The following is a 17,071-nucleotide window of genomic DNA, read 5'->3' as shown; positions in this document are numbered from 1 at the left end:
GATATCTTGGCCTAAAATTGCATTTTAGGCTATTTTAATCGTTACTTTTGGGTGATCATAAGTCATGTTAGACTTTAAAATTAACTTTCTAATTTGGCAAATTGTGTATATTTAAGAGTATGTTACATAGTTGTAAATCAAGTACTAAATGGAACAAAGAGAATTTTCGAAATTAATACTTAAATTCCGGAAGGAAATTATCCACAGTTTGCTCAGGCAATAAAGTTTCAAGACGACGGATCTTTTGATCGTGATTTGAAAAGTGAATCCGGAATATTTTCAATTTGGATTGCAACATATAATATCGAAATAACTATTGGAATTGAAGATCCAAATGGAAAAAAAGTATTATTTGCTCATTATTATTCATAAATTTTAAGGATTCTATAGATACGGCGATGTCGATGTTTTCTTAAATATCCAATTCTTCAAGAATTTACTACTCCCAATCTGTCAAATGCCATTTTGCCAATTCCCAATTATCGTCAGGATCGATTCGATATTCAAACTGTCTAGGGGAGGAGTTGGATGTAATAATTTCTTGCAGAAAGCTATTTGAGATTTCAGGATCGTAGACTCTCCAAATTAATTCTCGAGTTTTATTCCAGGTTATTCTTGCAAGAAATAAGGCGTTAGGCCTTTTCTTATTTTTTCCTTTTATTTCATTATCTAAATAATCGCCATAGTTGTCAATTACTTCAATTTCACTTTTTGAAGGCATTCCATTGTCGATTAAATCGTCTAGATCTATCATAATTGATAAATGCCATGAGAAAACTATTTTTGGTTCAAATTCCTTTAATGCCGTATTGACGACGGCTACTCCAGGTAAATCATCTTGTCGAAAATTAAGCAATGAATAGGATTCATCGGGTATTATTACTTTAAATTCTGCCATATATTTTATAACCTTAATCTTCTCTCAGTGATCATTACCTTTATAGATCCACATAGGCTCTGTTTGACCTGCTCGTTCAAAGCCGTTCTTTTTATAAAAGTCGACAGCATTTCCATCAGCCGTAAGCATCTGCATGTGAAAACCCTTATAAATCTCTTGCATTTTATCCATAATCAAACGTCCAACACCTTTGCCTTGATAAGAGGGTAGCACCAGTAGATGTGGATAATAAACCACGAGGTATCCATCGGAAATAGCATTTCCTAGACCTACCAATGTCGTACCATCCCATGCAGTCACTAAGGAATGCGAATTTAAGAGTGCTTTGATCAGTAGTTCTGGTTTATCGGCTGCACTCCATTTGTTAGCTTGATAAAGTTGCAGTATGTCGTTTGCGTTTAAATCTCTATTGACACTTAGCTGTATGTTCATCTATTATTCTGTAGTTTTAGTTGGTATTTTTAAGCAGATATTCTTCGTTCGTAAATATGCGAACAGGTGAAAATCGACGATTACGAACCGTAAAAAACAAATTAGATTTTATTCCTTGTCAAATTTTCCAATATATTTCATACCGAGCATATCGGCAATTTTTTCACCATGTATTTCAATTGAGCCTTTTACAACAAGTTCAAGTACGGAATGGGCGGTGATCATTCTCAGCTCTTCAGCTTTGAGAATCATCTTTTCGGCAATGTTGTAATCTTCTATTTGGAGAATCAGTATCTCGTCAAGTTTTTCGCTTTTTGAAGTATGGTAATAATTCAGTTTTATAATATCCTTTTTATTTAGTGCCGCTTGTTGGAGAATATTCTTTTTATCAATTTTATTGTCTCCTATCCATAAATAATGAACCTCATAATCAGATAAAGACTGGTGAGAAAACTGAGCCAATTTCCCAATGTACTTTATCGTTTCAGAACGTGAAGCATCTTTTTCATCTAGGTCATTGTCTTCAAAAGCTACAACAGCGTTAAAACCAATGAAACTATGTCCTCTTAATAATGTTTCTAACTCATTTTTATCTACACCAATATCATTTGCAATGGTTTTGATATTTAGAGAGTTCTTATAATATTTCATTATCATGAGATCTTCATCATAGTTATCCAAATGAACTTCCTTGCAAAAATCACAGCGTAACTCCGTATTTGGTTCTTTATCGTCCTCTTCGTTTCCGGTTGGCGGTTCGTTGTCATAAACAGACCATGCTTCCAGATAGTCATTTTGATCCAGATATTTTTTTAATTCTTTCTCCGTTTTAAACTTTCCGAACCATACATGTATTTTTTTCATCCTGTGATGTAATTTAAGAATCAGAATTAGCAATGGTAAAGATAAAGCAATGCTCCGGCTTTATGGCATTGCGATTAGTATGACGCAGCGTGGTAGCCTTATGATAACGCGCTAGCTGAACGTGTTAATGGTATTCTTAAAAATGAATTCTATCCCAAGCGAGTATACCAAAATCATAAGGACGCAGCCAAAAGCATCGATAAAATTATTAAAGTTTATAATTTGCAGCGACCACACAGCAGTTTGGATTTCCAAACTCCCCACAAATGCACTGTATCGTCCGTTTATGGTTTTACACGTTCCTAACGTGGGAAAATAAAAACCTATTTCCAGTGATTTAAAGAGTTACTGGAAATAGGATAAACTAACTTTGTTTCAATATATAATAGGGTTCCTTTTCTAAACTGTAGGATCCATCTTTAAGAATATTATATTTAAAGAAATTCATTGTTTTAATAAGTTCGTCAAAGATGACAACAAATGATTCCTTTTGCTTAACACCTGAGGTTTGAAGGACTATAAACGCATGGGGACTGTTTACCCGAGGTTTTATCTTTCCCGCAGCTCTAGTCACATTCCATTTTGAAAAGCTATTAATCCCCTTTAAATTTCCGTCCATATCAAATGAGACCTCATCATTAGAATCGCCTAATCTATAAGTACCGTTTATCAAATGTGCAAAGTAAATTTCCGATACGTCTTTATTCATCATGAAATCTGTAGGTCTTATAAATTTGATAGAATCTACAGTGTTTCCACTTTTATCATTAACAGTTAAAAGCATTTCATTTGCCCTTTTTGTTAATAAGAAATCCTTTCCATCTGATGAATAATCATACATATGATTACTTGTCATTGTTTCGCCGATATTCAGATATAATTTATCCGAGCCTTTCACAGGTGTTAAAGAAACGGGAATCAGGTCGTCACCTATTGCCGGTTGATAGTATAATCTATCTTTCTGTATTAAAAATGCCTGTATAGGAAAGCCTTGGCTTGGATCGGGTGTTTTCTTTTCCGAGAGGCTGTCTGATAATCTATCAGAAAACCAATACTCTTTGGCTGTATTTACATTTATTTTTTTCTGTGCAAAACCAACAGAAAAATCAATAAAGAGAAAGAGTAAAACTAATATTTTAGTAAACTTCATAATAAAAAATTTTATTGACATGCTGAATTATCTATAGGAATGAAGATCACTTTGTCAACATTTCCTGATAACCAAAGAGATCCTACTTCGTTTTTTCCTTCATCGCCTTTAAATACATCAATGTGATTTACTCCACCACGTTGCATATAAACTATACCATTTAACTTTGAAGATGCCGAATCAAGGAATGCATTTGTCGAATTATATGTTTTTATTTGGCTCTCCATACCTTTTGATTTATAGTCATCAACTAGATAATTTTTTAAGTTAGCCGCCCTAATAGGATAACCTTCTGATGATAAAGGGTCGTCAAATTCTGTACCATAACTACCGAAGTCAACATCATATACTTCTTTTAATGCCGCTCCCACGCGAATAGCACATTGGTTTGCGTAATCATCTTGGCTTGGATGTTGGGTTTGACCATTTACATTATGTGGATAAGCATCCCAAATAGCATCAAAACATAATTCAGGTAGTTCATCTGCATCGGGATCATTATCAGGATTGTTATCGATTCCGCCATCGCCTAAGTCATCATAATCCTCAAAATCTTCGTCATTTCCATCATCCCAAGGATCTTCCCAATCGTCATCTCCTCCATCATCCCAATTGTCATCGTCACCGCTACCCTCAGGAGGATAAACGTCAATTTCTGGACCTTCTGTTTCCCATGCGATATCACTATCGCCTCCTTTTAATTTAAAAAGCTCGTTTTCTGGTAATTGATCAATTTCGCTTGCGATATCGAAAAAGTTTAAGATTGGTTTTCTTTTCATAATTTTTAATTATTTGTAATTTGTAAATCTTCCTAATTTATCGGTTATAATAGGCACGGTGGTCTGTTTTTATACTATGCTTCTTATACTTATGCTACCAAGAAAATAACCTTATTTCTTCGCGCCAGGCTTTATATTTCAGATCTAAGATGTCATACGGCAGTATTTATCTCTTCAAAGCTTTCTCCTTTTCCATTTCTTTAAGCATCCAGTTTCGGAGTTTTTCCTCTCTTTCAGGACTGATGCGTTTTAGAACGATTACTCCTTGAAGATTCTGAGTTCGGTTTTCTGTAAACCTATCGAATTCGACTGTAATATCATATGCTAGATGATTCCATTTTGGTGAAGTGAGACTGTCAAATGGAACTCTGAATATGGAGTCTTCCTGCTGAACATAAACCAGTTTAGCCCAATTGACTGATGTCTTACTTGGAACACCAGACATCATTGCAACATCACGGAGATCCAAATGTATTTTTTCAACCAAAGTCTGAAGTATCGATAACTCCTTTTCTTTTTTTTGACCAAAAGCAGATGTTAAAAGGCAAATTCCTACAATTGTTAAAATGTTATTCTTCATTTGTTATCTATTAATTGGGGTTAGAGGATACGCCGTGGATCGGACAGTTTCCACCATCACCTAAGTTTGCGTATGGTTTGATCGTTTGAGGTTGACCATCGGCACCAGTTACTGTGATCGTCTGGTTTTTTACCCAAGTTTCATTTATTTCAACAGGCGGATTACCAAAAGTTGCATAATTATTTGCAAATGCGAAAGCTTCAACTTCATCCTCGATGCCGTATTTTAGTTTTATTTCATTATCAAACATGTTAAAACCGATCCTGCCATCTAAAAATTGCTCAACATGCTTTAATTCATGAGCTAATACTTCATTAAAAGCGGCATAGTTTAAATCACCCTTCTTATGAAGGAGGATTTCGGTGCCGGCAAGATATATATCCTTTTTATAAACCAATTCGGACTGATCCATTGTAATTTTAACATCTTTATTTCCGCTGAGTGATGTATACGCTGCGCTGCCATCGGCATCACCAAAGTTGATCACCAGATTAAAATTAGAACTCTCGATCCTGTTAAAAATCTGATTCAGTCCATTTAACGTGTCTTTGAATGCCTGGTTTGTATTTGGGTTATTTAAATCAGCAGTTATTGCACTTCTAAAAGTACCCAAATGATTAGAATAGTCAACAATCCCTCCAGAGCCAAGTCCCACAATTCCTTTTGTACAGGTACATTTCGGTTGTTCCTCCTCATCATTATCGGTTCCGCCATCGCCGTGATCATCACCATCCCAGTCTTCATCCCATTCATCATCCCATGGCTCTTCAGGACCGTCATCACCACCATCGTCCCAATTGTCATCGTCACCACCACCATCCGGGGGATATACATCAATTTCAGGGCCTTCGGTTTCCCATGCGATATCACTGTCACCACCTTTTAATTTAAATAGCTCATTCTCGGGTAACAGGTCGACATCGCTTGCAATGTCGAAAAAATTTAAAATAGGCTTTCTTTTCATATTTTCATTCATTTATAATTTGTAAATCTTCCTTTCTTGTCTGTGGTGATGGGAACGCTGATCTGTTTGACGCTGTGCTTTTTAAATTTATGCGACCACGAAAATATCTTGATTTCATTTCTCCAGCCTTTATACATTGTGTCCAGTATATCTGTTGCCACGGCGGGATGATAGAATTTAGCATTTTCAAATTCGATAGGCTGCAATGGAAAGTAGCTCTGTTTCTCAAAAACATACCCGTCATTGGTATGGATTTTATTCCCGATTTCTTCAGTCCACCAGATGTCGACAAAGGGAAAAGTGTATTCATAGCCTTCTGTTTTATAACCGCCCTCTTTCCAGATCTTATAATATGTTTTTCCTGTTTTTGACCATGTCCATTCGGTCACATTATATATACCATCCTGCCGGATAGCGGGGATCAATTTGATGAGATCTTCTTTTTTTACCATGAGATCGATGTCATCGTCCCAAGGCATAATTTTTCCGCTATGCCTGATCGATCCGAGTAAGGTACCAGCGTGCAGAAATATCTTTACATCCAGTGATGCGGCGGTTTCCGAAAGGTAGGTTAAGATTCCCCGAACTTGACTTATTTCGTCCTTCTCCCAGACACTGTACGACCTAATGTATTCGATCATACTGTTTTTTCTTGCCAGGTAAGAAGGGGCCTTTCGGTCGGAGAACATAGTCCAGTCGGTATCAACGGCAATCATCTTGATTTTACGGTCAATTCCCAGTTCTAGAAATTGTTCTGCTAAGGGCCACCTTATTTCCGAACATTTCTCTATGAGTTCCTTTATGGACTTTCTCGAGATAATATAGGACGAAGTACCCCAATAAAATCCAAATCTGCTGAATGCGATTGGCATTTTAAGACGTGTGTCTGAGTTAATGAGGTCAAAGGGAAATAAGACGTGGAAATTTAGATCTTGTTCCAGCAATACCGATTTTATTTCCGTTAGATCCTTCAAAATTGCGGTGCCATGCTCCTGGATCAGGCAATAGTCTTTTGTGGAGTTTTCCAAAAAGTCTTTCCAGATCGCATGATGGACCTGAAATAAATTGACTTCGTAATCAGGAATCTTTGCTCCATACCTGCTCTGATAATCTTCTCCCAGAGCTAGTTGATCCGATCCCTCTTTTGCCGACTTTTTGTAGTCGTTCTTATAATATTTTAGTGTAGGAGTTACCGTATATTTTTCCATTTGTTTCAATTGAACTGCTAGCGAGCAATCTGTCAAGTCCTTCTGCGATGTAAAGGTCTTGTGGATGTGTTATCTTTATATTTTCGTAATTGCCCTGGCAGAGCTGTATTTTGTAGCCCGCCTTTTCGACGATAGTTCCATCATCCAGCATGTCGGGCGTATAGTTTTGGCAGTATGCGGTTTTTATAATCTTGGAACGGAATACCTGCGGGTTTTGGACAATCTTGACGTACTGCCTATCAAGTGCGTTATTCTGGTTCTCTTTTGCTATCCGAATAGTGTTGACCGCATTAAAGACAGGCACGGCGGTACCGTACTGAGAAGCGGTGGTGTAAGCATGATCGATGGTTTCTAAGGTAACAAAAGGGCGTACGCCATCATGTATTCCTATCAGGTCGTTGTCACTGGAGTCAATAGATGCTAATCCATTTTTTACCGAATGAAATCTTTGTTCGCCACCGTCAATAAATGTTATTTCACGGATAATCGGATAGTCAAGTTTAAGCTTGTTCCAGTGCGCAATGTGGTCAGGGTTGACCACGATTCTTATCTTTTGCGGTTCAAAACGTTGTAAGAATTTACAGATGGTCTTAATAATCACCGGAACACCGTTTATGGCTTGAAACTGCTTGCTCATAACGCCTCCATATCTTTCCCCAAGACCTCCTGCAAGTATCACTATATAATTTTGGTGCATTGATTATTTATCTTTTAAGAGCTATAAAATTTCTTTAATCTTCTTTTTGTGTCGATGAAATTTAGTAATTTTCATTTTTATTTACAAAAAGTAGTATAAAATTAATATGTTGTTAACATTAAGTGTACGTAAATTTAATAGCCTAAGATTTTATGAAGGTGTTTTTTAAGCGTTTCCCATTTGAAATCCAGATGGATAAGATGGATTGCGGCCCGACCTGCTTGAGATTGATTGCAAAATATTATGGACGGTTCTATCCAATAAATTTTTTAAGAGAATTATGTGGTACCACCAAAGAGGGGATCTCTATTATTAACCTGATCCATGCAGCTGAAAAAATAGGGCTCAAAAGCAGGGGTGTTAAGTGTACGCTCGCACAGTTGCAACACGATGTTCCGCTTCCTGTTGTTGTTCATTGGAAAGATTCCCATTTTTTGATCGTATATAAAGTAGATAGAAAGTATTTTTACGTTTCTGACCCCAGTGCCGGACTAGTGAAACACCCCATAAAAACGTTTGTTAAAAACTGGTATAAATCGACAACAAAGAAAGGGGTGGTGATCGGATTTGAGCCTGACGGTAATTTTTTTGATCTTCACCAGGAAGAGAATTTCAGACGGAAGAAGAGCTTTAATACTATATTCCAATATTTTAAGCCATACCGGCTGAGTATTATTAACCTTTTTATTGTGATGCTTTTTGTCACAGGGCTTCAGGCCATCATCCCTTTTATTGCGCGGTCAATAATTGACATAGGTATAAGCACCCAGGATATGAATTTTGTCAATATTATGCTCTTTGCAAATATTGCCATACTTTTAGCCACAACACTTTCCAATGCAGTAAGGGACTGGATTGTTCTCCATCTCACAAGCCGCATCAATATTTCTTTGATTTCTGATTATCTGGTCAAGCTTATGAAACTTCCCATTGGCTTTTTTGAAAACAAAATGATAGGTGATATTCTTCAGCGGGCACAAGATCATCAGCGTATCAAGGACTTCATTATGGGTAATTCACTTAACCTGATCTTCTCAGGCTTAACCTTCATTGTTTTTGCAGTTATACTTGTGACTTTCAATACCTTTATATTCTGGGTGTTTGTGTCTGGTAGTGTGATCTATTTCCTTTGGATATTTGGGTTTCTGGCCATTCGGCGGCGGCTGGATACCAACTATTTTGGTCTTATGGCAAAAGATCAGAGTTACTGGGTAGAGACGATAACGGGAATGCAGGATATTAAGGTAAATAATTATGAAACGCAAAAACGGTGGAAGTGGGAAAACTTACAGGCAAGGCTCTATAAGGTAAATCTAAAACTTCTGTCTATAACCAATTATCAGAACCTTGGTGGACAGTTTATTGAAAACCTTAAGAATGTTGCCATTACAATTGTTTGCGCAAAAGCGGTGATTCAGGGAGAGATGAGTTTTGGGATCATGATGTCCACCCAGATTATAATCGGCATGCTCAATGCTCCCATACAACAATTTATACAGTTTATCATTTCGGCCCAATTTGCGAAAATTTCATTTGCCCGTATCAACGAAATACATGGTTTGGAAGACGAGGAGCAGGTTGGCTCTTTTAATGAGACGATTTTGCCTCAAGGGAAAGACATTGTTTTAAAAAGTCTTTATTTTCAATACGCACCAAAAAATCCGTATATCGTAAACGGGGTTAACCTTGTCATACCGCACGGGAAAGTAACGGCTATTGTAGGAGATAGTGGAAGTGGTAAAACAACACTGATGAAGCTGATACTAAGACTTTACAGTCAGAATCACGGAGAGATCTATCTGGGAAATTTAAACGTCAATAATATCCCGCTGCATTATTGGCGCTCCAAATGTGGTGTCGTATTACAGGACGGTAAGATATTCAATGATACGGTTATCAACAATATTGTTCTTGGAGATGATAATATAGATATTGAAAGATTGGAAAAGGCTCTGGAGGCTGCCAATATCAGGGAAGAGATAGAAGATATGCCCAAAGGTTATAAAACAATGATGGGTGAGCAGGGGAGGGGGCTGAGCGGTGGACAGAAACAGCGGATATTAATCGCGCGCGCCCTTTATAAAAATCCTGACTACCTGTTTTTGGATGAAGCCACCAATTCACTTGATTCACGTAACGAGAAAAGAATTGTGGAAGCTTTGGACAAGATCTTTAGGGAGAAAACGGTGGTCGTCATCGCACATCGGCTAAGCACCATTCAGAAAGCCCATCAGATCGTCGTCATGAGGGATGGAAAAGTCGCAGAAATTGGCAGTCACGATCTGCTCATGGAAAGAAAAGGACACTATTATCAACTCATCAATTCACAGATAAGCTTAAATTAATGGAAGATTTACATAAGGTCAAAAAAACAGAGGAACTCGACCATATTGTGAACAGGATGCCAAAGAAGTTCGGTGTCCAGATAACCATCATCGTAATGGTAAGTATATTTTTACTGCTTATTTTCGGTTATCTGATTACTTATCCTGATGTGCAGTCGGGGACTGTGTCAATCAACACCGAAAATCCTGCTGTAAAAGTTGTGAGTCCGGCATCGGGTAAACTAATTTTACAGAAAGAAAATCAACAGGAGGTATTAAAGGGTGATATCATCGGCTACCTAGAAAATCCTGCGAATATGGGTGATATCCTGCTCGTAAATAAACTAGTTGAAGGCATTGATATCAACGATAGATTTTCGCTGATTAATCTATCGCTTCCCGGCAAAGTTTACTTGGGGGCAATAAATAATAAATACTATGCTTTACTCGATGCACTTCAACAATATAAAAATTATTATAATAATAAGACACTGGACCACCAGTTGCGGACGTATAATGAACTGCTCAATGAGCAAAAAAATATTTTGAGCACATCAAGAAAAAAGGCGGAGCTTTCGCACAACAGTACTTCATACATTGAGAATTTTGCCAAAAGAGATTCTATACTCCTGGAAAAGAAAGTTATCAGTGTTGCAGAATTTGAACGAAACAAAATAAACCATATTAATGCGGCCTACACAGAAGTCAATACCAAGGCAGAGGCGTCTCAGGTTATGCTTGAACTTTTCAGGACGCAGAATGCAATTACGGAGACGCAGATTAAAAAAGATGAAGTTGAAAAGTCTCTGACGTTACAGCTGACATCTTCCTATCATGAGCTATCGATGGCCCTGAAATCGTTTGAAGAGAATTACATATTTAGGTCTCCCCGAGACGGGATTCTGCAATATTTAAATTTCTGGAACGATGATTATTTTATTAGGTCTGGAGAGGCCGTATTTTCTATCGTTCCGGCTGACAGTAAAATTGTTGCCCATGTGCGTCTTCCCAATTCAGGTGCTGGCAAGGTCTTAAAAGGACAAGAAGTTATTATTAAGCTCGATAATTTCCCCTATAATGAATATGGCTCTTTAAGGGGCGTTGTTCAGGAGATATCATTAATGACCAATATCCAGCAGACTAGTCAGGGAGATCTGGAACAGTATCTTATATATGTAGAGTTGCCCGATGGACTAAAAACAAATTACGCTCAGCGATTACAATTTAAATATGAGCTGAAAGGGGTTGCAGAGATTATTACCAGGGATAGACGGCTGATAGAGCGCATATTTGATAACCTGAAGTATATGCTCTCGAAAAAAAATAATGGATATTCAACCTGAATAAAGATCATTATTTCAATAGTTATTTATGACGGATTTTCTTAAAATAGTTGCTACAGTTACCTGTATATTGACAAGTAGCATATGTTTCGAGATAAAGACATTTTACCATAATGAAAAAAGACCATATGCATCGAATGCTGACATGAGCTATACGCTTGTTGGCGATAAAAACAACAAATATTATGGAATCAAACATACGGCTTCTTTTAATGGTAATATATTAAAGGTAAATTATATTGATACAATTCGAGATATTTTAATAAGGTATATGGATGAGTCAAAACTGAGTGATTTTGACAAAGAGGCAGAAATTTTTGTCTCGATATATTTTGATCCACATACCTTAAGGGTTAACGAGGTATACTTTGGATTTACCGGCATTTCTCCTTTTAAAGTTATGACATTAAAACAGTTTCAAAAAATAGATGAACAAATTAAAGACAGTATCATAGGAGAGAAAAATGTAAAATGGTTTAGTGAGCAGGAAATAGATGAAACACTTTCTAAACTTGATTATCTTGATGGTCATGGCGTCGGATTCTATTTAAAGCAACTAATGTTGTATAAAAACGGTAAGATTCCGAAGGAAAAATTGATATACTTCCGTTGATTTCATTTTGGCTCAATATAATTTTTCGCAGTATTTAGCCTCTAATTTAAATAAATTAGTTCTGCTTTTCACCGATAATAGACCTGAGTTTTTCTTCAGAATAATTTTCTATAATACCGTGTTTGGTCTTCAGATAATCAAAGATGGCAGGATTGTCCAGCCAATGTGATTCCCGAAGTCCATCAATAATTGTTTTTAAATAATCATTGCTAGGTTTAGTCGAGGACTGTGAATCTTGTTCATTTGTTATCGTAAAAATAGGAAACCCGTTGTGCTCACCTAAGTATAATAGATTGCCATACCAAGATGGCTGTTTAAAAATATGAAAGCCATTTTTAACTGCCTTTTCAAAGTCAATTTCCAAGCTGGTACTTGTATTTGTCTTTTGTCTAGCAATATCTATCAGTTGGCCTTTTGTTATCAAATTTATTCGTCCATAAGTAGACGCAGTAGGATTAAATGTAGTTCTAATAAAGGCAATACCTCCGTTCCAATTTTTCGAGACCTTCGCGAAATATAGCTCTGAGGAAATATACATTTCTTCACTGTCGATCGGCGACGTCTTATCCTCACATCCAATATAGGATGTGTTTGCACCGGCGGGCTGGCCACCTTGTATATAACAAAGAAACCTCTCTTGCAGCAGATTGGAACCATAACATGCATACCAAACTTTTTCGTCCAAATTTTTCATTTCTTTAATGTTTTCTGACTTCTTTCAGATGCCAGCGCAATTCCTCGGGAACTAATTCAAAGGCGAAGCTGGAGATTCCAAAATCTTTTGAGAATAGTTCCCTATCATTTTGCCAAACAGTTATTTGATCCCAATAAGCCAGGAAGAAATCCCCTTCCTGAATAAAGTCCATCCAGCCATCGGCTTTAATTGATGCTTGCTTGTCGGTCAATATAATACCCGAGTAATTCTCCAGGCTACCATCCAGAAACATTCCATCATGCCCTTCTATACAGGATTCTGACCAGTCAAAGTCAAATTTAAAACTCATACCTAACAAATTATTTAATTCGTTAGCAAGCTGGATTTGCACTAGTTTCCTTAATTTTGGCCCCATAGAACTTGAAAATCCATATTTACTCCAATTATCTTCCATAGATTCCTATTTACGTGTTGAGCGTACTCTTTTCAATTTAAATATAGTATATCCGATCGAGGGAGATATGGCTGAGAGAATAATATAAATGCATTTCGCTTGAAATTGCCAATTTATATTCAATGGTAGCGGGATTTCCTTGATGAGATAAGCTATTAAAACATCATATGTTATGTAATAGGCCTCAGGAATCAGCCATAAAATCGTGATATTTATATGGGTATTAAACTGATAATTTCCCGTGATGAGTACACACGATATAAGTATGATCAACCCAATCAATGCTGGCCAGAATATGGAGAATATCTTTCTATTTCTTTGCGCCTGTAGGTATCCTGCATAAATAAGTCCTGCAACTTGCAATCCAAAAATAATTAGATTAAAATTTAAACTCCCCGTAAAATACCTCAGCCAATCACCGTCTGTTAATGCTACATAAAATGTCAAAGCCATAAAACTGAGGTGTACAAATAGGGGAGCGTTAATTCTCTTCATTATCTATATTACGTTTATGGAATCTCAATGTTTTTATCGCTTTGACAAGATCCTCTTCTGTTTGCGTTTTTAGATCTGTTCCATGGAGATTAAACCGGACTTTTGAAGAGTCTCCCCATAGGCTGCCGATATACACTCCGGTGATTCCTTTTCCGGATATTCTCGGAAATACGATTTTCGCTCTTCTGTTATCAATGGTATCCCAGGATACATTTTGTTTTCTGTACAGATCTGCATCAATATTCATCGACATGATATCTTTAACAACAATGAAATCGGAGGAGTCCAAGTTATTTTCCTCCATCATTTGCCTTGTAATTACCTGAATATTTGGTTCTGTCAAACTATTTGAATACATGCCCAGATCAAAGTAAAGGGTATCCGTGTTGTCTATAGCCATCGCGCCAACATAACTGTCTATACCGTCTTGTTTGACCTGTTGCCACTTATAAGGAACTTCAAGCGTAAATAGACCAAAATCCATTGTCTTTGTGCGAGAAGGATCCTTGCATCCAACAACGAGGATAATAAGGGCAGAAATGTGGGATAGTTTTATGAACTGTTTCATCCTATGGCTTATGCGTTTAATTTACAAAATTAGGCTGGACTATCCATCTATGGCTAATATTTTTTATTAATAAATCGCAAACGGGTGGAGTGGAAGTGCTAAGTAATTTCCCATTAATAGTTGTCGTATTGATTATAGACTCAATCGCATAAAAATTGAAAAGCTGGATAGTTTTTCAACTTGATATAATCAAATCTGTAGTAACAATTCCAATAGCTTACTATTCTATTTCGAATTGTCCTTTCATATGATAAGTTTTCAGTAAAGAAGTCATTTATCCAAAGTTTTTGCTGTGGGATGATCTGTCCGATAATGGTTAAATGAATTTCCATAACATATTCACCTAATAGCTGCACTAGATATGGAATGCTTGCCGAGGGAAAAAGCTTCATTAATTTCACGATAGCTACCTCACGAATGTACCCATCGTGATGACGCGTCATTAGACTTAGTTTCTCAAAATCCTTCATCGTTTCGACGTCGTTTTTCGTTGCGGATGTATATATCCGATATGGAAATTTATTAACTTTTCCCTGCCATAGGACTTCGAGTTGTTCCATACTCATTTTTTGTTCATATCTCAATAATAAGATCTTTATTAAATCCGTTGTACGGTTCATTGATATAGCCGTGTGGATTGCATATAATATCGGTGTTGCCGATTTTATAATTTGCAGGAGTATGTATATGGCCATGGATCCAATAGGAAGGCTGATGCTTTATTATAAAGTCTTCCATATCCGAGGCGTAGGCAGCGCTGATCGGATCGTCCAAATACTTCATTGGTAAGGATCGAATGCTCGGCGCATGATGCGTCACTACGATATTATGCTTCGCTTGATTGACACTAAGACTATGCTCCAGCCATTGCCTTGAAGTTTGGTGGATTCTAAACGTATCGATGCTTCTTAATTTGGCATAATTGTCACCTAGTCTGATCTTCTTATAATCATTCATACGGCTTTGGCATAGCGCCCCATATGCAGCTGGATTGCCCTTTAAGGAAAAATCAGTCCAGAGTGTGCAGCCATGGAAACAAACGTGGTCGATCTCCAAAGATTCATTTTCCAGCACATGAATATTTGAATTGCTTGCAGCGTCCATGATTTTATGGAGTGTTTTCGGATACGCTCCCTTATAATATTCGTGATTGCCCAGCACATAGATGATCGGTATATCCAAAGAAAGTGATTTGAGCCAGCCGATCCCTTTTACTCCTAGATCAGTATCTCCCGCTAGTATAAGCACATCTGCTATATTCAGATTGATATCGTTGTATCCAAATTCTCTATGCAGGTCGCTAACGATGTGGATTTTCATTGTAGATTATGTTAGTCAATTCAATGCCAGTCGCAATAACAAAAACGACATTGTTTTGCTGTTGGAGTTCTGGCTAGCGTCCCACAATTGGGGCAGTAATTAAAAAAAATTTCAGAAGCATGATCATGCATAATACGCGTTGCTGTATCTTCATTAAATTTCTCTAGTCCATTATTCAATAAACTTAGTGCATTTTCGTCTATGGTTAGCCATCCAGCTTTAAAGTAAACTCTCTTTATTTTATCAATATCTGCCTTTTGATCTATCTTTAAAAGTGAATGCGCATGTTTATAAGCAAGCTTTTCTTTTGGGGACATCAAATGAAGGTAATAGTTTATGATGTAATCTTGTTTATCTTTTTCCATAACTATAATGGTAAAGTTTCCTTCTTCCAACTTGAAAAAATACAATTGACAACTGTTAATAGGGTGGTTAACAACCAAATGATTAATGAGTAAAATAGCACACCTAACGATGCTCCACCCTGAAAATTAGCGGGGTCTATATATAGAAAAATATTAGATACAACGCTAATGAACACAATGAATATCAGTCGAACTTTTTCACCTCTGCTACCAATTACCAACCTATAGCTGATATAGCAGAATAGCAGTATGTACAGTGCGTATACCATTTTGAATTCATGATCTATGGGAAACATATTAGTTATTATTTAGCTTTTCTTGTACTATTTTCTAATGCTAGATTACCAGAATCAAACGACAGCGGGTACATATAAATGATAACTCACGAACCGAGAAAATCCACATTTTATTAATATATAACTCAGTAGCTAATTTACATATCTATTTTGTATCTTGATACAAAATGATTAATCTAATTATCAGGAAGGTATTGAATGATTATGTTGCTTTCATTAATGACTTCAAACATCAGTTTTCTCCAAACATGGAAGAATTTGAAAAAAAGAGCAGCGGGAATCGTTCGGGGCATATTGATGAGCTCAAATATCAGTTTCACGGCGCGGGTTGCCGTTTAGAGAAAGACGGTGTTATATGTGAATTTGATTTTATGCCTACAAATGAATATTCCATAAAGTTCTGCCTATGGAAAATGCGTGAATTTATTTTGACCAATAAAGCATATGGAATAGTGAAAATGGAGGAGCTGGAATTACATGAGGTGCTACATACACTGGTTGAAGATGGCACTCTTGTCAAATTGGTATTGGGTGGCGTGGTTTGGGAAATATACCAGATTTAACACAAAATTTTATTTTCGAATATACTCCTTAGGTATAGGATGCTTTTTCAGAAATTCAATAGCATCTTCGTTTTTTTTCTTAAAAAATGAAGATATATTATAAATATTTTGACGATCTTGAACCGTCATATCCGCGTTATTTTTATCTTTTTTATTCGTATTTGTGCTCATGTTTTAAACCTCCTGATACAAAGTTCGTTATTATTTTTTAAATATAAAAAACGCATCATAATTTTTACCTCTCTCAAAGGATTCCCACCTGTCTTTATAATAGGCTTTCACTTCAAATATTTCTTGAATATCTTCCCAAAATTCCGCTATTCCCATTTGATACAATCTCGTTCTAGATGCCGTACTACCTTTTGCCATTACGATGACTTGAGGATGTTTATGAATAAAGTCAATCAAAGCAATAACCTGCAGATATAAGCGTCGAGCAGAAACAGTCCATTTTTTTATGTAATTTGGTTTCATGGAAGAATATTAAGCAAGTACAATCCTAA

General features: G+C 36.6%; 22 protein-coding genes and 1 pseudogene. 5 read left to right on the top strand and 18 right to left on the bottom strand.

Going from position 1 to position 17,071, the window contains the following annotated elements; all coding sequences use genetic code 11:
• Positions 1 to 439: 439 nt before the first annotated feature.
• The 3 genes from K2F45_RS16155 to K2F45_RS16145 form a co-directional block, all read right to left on the bottom strand.
• Positions 440 to 898: a DUF695 domain-containing protein gene (locus K2F45_RS16155; protein ID WP_075993071.1), complete on the bottom strand. Its 459-nt coding sequence runs from the start codon at positions 896 to 898 to the stop codon at positions 440 to 442.
• A 24-nt stretch (positions 899 to 922) separates the two neighbouring features.
• Complete coding sequence (locus tag K2F45_RS16150) at positions 923 to 1,330, bottom strand: GNAT family N-acetyltransferase (protein ID WP_075993070.1); 408 nt, start codon at positions 1,328 to 1,330, stop codon at positions 923 to 925.
• Between the two features lie 108 nt (positions 1,331 to 1,438).
• The gene (locus K2F45_RS16145) at positions 1,439 to 2,194 is read right to left on the bottom strand and encodes an immunity 22 family protein (RefSeq protein ID WP_248931876.1); all 756 of its coding nucleotides are present in this window, start codon (positions 2,192 to 2,194) and stop codon (positions 1,439 to 1,441) included.
• A gap of 108 nt (positions 2,195 to 2,302) precedes the next feature.
• On the opposite strand from K2F45_RS16145, the pseudogene K2F45_RS27480 reads away from it, so the two are divergent.
• A pseudogene (locus tag K2F45_RS27480) lies at positions 2,303 to 2,500 on the top strand (integrase core domain-containing protein); the annotation flags it as partial.
• Between the two features lie 58 nt (positions 2,501 to 2,558).
• Here K2F45_RS27480 and K2F45_RS16140 read toward each other — a convergent pair.
• The 6 genes from K2F45_RS16140 to K2F45_RS16115 all read right to left on the bottom strand — a co-directional run bounded on the left by K2F45_RS16140 (position 2,559) and on the right by K2F45_RS16115 (position 7,572).
• A complete protein-coding gene (locus K2F45_RS16140; protein ID WP_145330703.1) occupies positions 2,559 to 3,344 on the bottom strand; it encodes a hypothetical protein in 786 nt (261 codons plus the stop codon).
• Positions 3,345 to 3,355: 11 nt separating this feature from the next.
• Positions 3,356 to 4,123 carry a T6SS effector amidase Tae4 family protein gene (locus K2F45_RS16135; RefSeq protein ID WP_075993067.1) on the bottom strand — a complete coding sequence of 256 codons (768 nt, stop codon included), beginning with the start codon at positions 4,121 to 4,123 and terminating at the stop codon, positions 3,356 to 3,358.
• A gap of 166 nt (positions 4,124 to 4,289) precedes the next feature.
• A complete protein-coding gene (locus K2F45_RS16130; RefSeq protein ID WP_075993066.1) occupies positions 4,290 to 4,703 on the bottom strand; it encodes a hypothetical protein in 414 nt (137 codons plus the stop codon).
• A 10-nt stretch (positions 4,704 to 4,713) separates the two neighbouring features.
• Entirely contained in the window at positions 4,714 to 5,667 is a 954-nt protein-coding gene (locus K2F45_RS16125) for a hypothetical protein (RefSeq protein WP_248931875.1), read from the bottom strand.
• 8 nt (positions 5,668 to 5,675) lie between these two features.
• Complete coding sequence (locus K2F45_RS16120; protein ID WP_248931874.1) at positions 5,676 to 6,875, bottom strand: LicD family protein; 1,200 nt, start codon at positions 6,873 to 6,875, stop codon at positions 5,676 to 5,678.
• Entirely contained in the window at positions 6,835 to 7,572 is a 738-nt protein-coding gene (locus tag K2F45_RS16115; RefSeq protein ID WP_276521420.1) for an IspD/TarI family cytidylyltransferase, read from the bottom strand. Before K2F45_RS16115 ends, K2F45_RS16120 begins: the two co-directional genes overlap by 41 nt.
• 152 nt (positions 7,573 to 7,724) lie before the next feature.
• Here K2F45_RS16115 and K2F45_RS16110 point away from each other — a divergent pair, with 152 nt between their 5' ends.
• The 3 genes from K2F45_RS16110 to K2F45_RS16100 are packed head-to-tail and all read left to right on the top strand — an operon-like array spanning position 7,725 to position 11,852.
• Positions 7,725 to 9,917 carry a peptidase domain-containing ABC transporter gene (locus tag K2F45_RS16110; protein ID WP_198385923.1) on the top strand — a complete coding sequence of 731 codons (2,193 nt, stop codon included), beginning with the start codon at positions 7,725 to 7,727 and terminating at the stop codon, positions 9,915 to 9,917.
• The gene (locus tag K2F45_RS16105) at positions 9,917 to 11,239 is read left to right on the top strand and encodes an HlyD family secretion protein (protein ID WP_088161906.1); all 1,323 of its coding nucleotides are present in this window, start codon (positions 9,917 to 9,919) and stop codon (positions 11,237 to 11,239) included. The genes K2F45_RS16110 and K2F45_RS16105 overlap by 1 nt, the downstream gene beginning before the upstream one ends.
• Before the next feature lie 28 nt (positions 11,240 to 11,267).
• Positions 11,268 to 11,852, top strand: coding sequence for a hypothetical protein (locus K2F45_RS16100; RefSeq protein ID WP_248931872.1), 585 nt, complete (start codon positions 11,268 to 11,270; stop codon positions 11,850 to 11,852).
• 55 nt (positions 11,853 to 11,907) lie between these two features.
• Here the strand turns inward: K2F45_RS16100 and K2F45_RS16095 are convergent, their stop codons facing one another.
• From K2F45_RS16095 to K2F45_RS16065, 7 genes are all read right to left on the bottom strand, one after another.
• Entirely contained in the window at positions 11,908 to 12,546 is a 639-nt protein-coding gene (locus K2F45_RS16095) for a hypothetical protein (RefSeq protein ID WP_088161904.1), read from the bottom strand.
• Between the two features lie 4 nt (positions 12,547 to 12,550).
• Positions 12,551 to 12,856, bottom strand: coding sequence for a hypothetical protein (locus K2F45_RS16090; RefSeq protein ID WP_157698489.1), 306 nt, complete (start codon positions 12,854 to 12,856; stop codon positions 12,551 to 12,553).
• A gap of 111 nt (positions 12,857 to 12,967) precedes the next feature.
• Positions 12,968 to 13,456 (bottom strand): hypothetical protein, encoded by a 489-nt coding sequence (locus K2F45_RS16085; protein WP_157698487.1) that lies wholly within the window; start codon positions 13,454 to 13,456, stop codon positions 12,968 to 12,970.
• A complete protein-coding gene (locus K2F45_RS16080; RefSeq protein ID WP_088161901.1) occupies positions 13,443 to 14,024 on the bottom strand; it encodes a hypothetical protein in 582 nt (193 codons plus the stop codon). The genes K2F45_RS16085 and K2F45_RS16080 overlap by 14 nt, the downstream gene beginning before the upstream one ends.
• Positions 14,025 to 14,164: 140 nt before the next feature.
• On the bottom strand, positions 14,165 to 14,584 hold the full coding sequence (locus tag K2F45_RS16075) for a hypothetical protein (protein WP_248931871.1): 420 nt from the start codon (positions 14,582 to 14,584) through the stop codon (positions 14,165 to 14,167).
• A 13-nt stretch (positions 14,585 to 14,597) separates the two neighbouring features.
• Positions 14,598 to 15,344, bottom strand: coding sequence for a metallophosphoesterase (locus K2F45_RS16070; RefSeq protein ID WP_088161899.1), 747 nt, complete (start codon positions 15,342 to 15,344; stop codon positions 14,598 to 14,600).
• 20 nt (positions 15,345 to 15,364) lie between these two features.
• Positions 15,365 to 15,709 carry a hypothetical protein gene (locus tag K2F45_RS16065; protein WP_157698485.1) on the bottom strand — a complete coding sequence of 115 codons (345 nt, stop codon included), beginning with the start codon at positions 15,707 to 15,709 and terminating at the stop codon, positions 15,365 to 15,367.
• A gap of 463 nt (positions 15,710 to 16,172) precedes the next feature.
• Between K2F45_RS16065 and K2F45_RS16060 the strand changes: the two genes are divergently transcribed.
• Positions 16,173 to 16,568: a DUF6896 domain-containing protein gene (locus K2F45_RS16060; RefSeq protein ID WP_088161897.1), complete on the top strand. Its 396-nt coding sequence runs from the start codon at positions 16,173 to 16,175 to the stop codon at positions 16,566 to 16,568.
• A gap of 9 nt (positions 16,569 to 16,577) precedes the next feature.
• Here the strand turns inward: K2F45_RS16060 and K2F45_RS16055 are convergent, their stop codons facing one another.
• Together K2F45_RS16055 and K2F45_RS16050 are read right to left on the bottom strand one after the other, a co-directional pair.
• Positions 16,578 to 16,739, bottom strand: a complete 162-nt coding sequence (locus K2F45_RS16055) for a hypothetical protein (RefSeq protein ID WP_157698484.1) — start codon at positions 16,737 to 16,739, stop codon at positions 16,578 to 16,580.
• A 30-nt stretch (positions 16,740 to 16,769) separates the two neighbouring features.
• Positions 16,770 to 17,042, bottom strand: coding sequence for a DUF6934 family protein (locus tag K2F45_RS16050; RefSeq protein ID WP_088161896.1), 273 nt, complete (start codon positions 17,040 to 17,042; stop codon positions 16,770 to 16,772).
• Positions 17,043 to 17,071 lie beyond the last annotated feature (29 nt).

Source organism: Sphingobacterium siyangense (assembly GCF_023277505.1).
In the GTDB taxonomy this organism is placed as follows: domain Bacteria; phylum Bacteroidota; class Bacteroidia; order Sphingobacteriales; family Sphingobacteriaceae; genus Sphingobacterium; species Sphingobacterium siyangense.
This window is presented reverse-complemented; position numbering and strand designations above follow the sequence as displayed.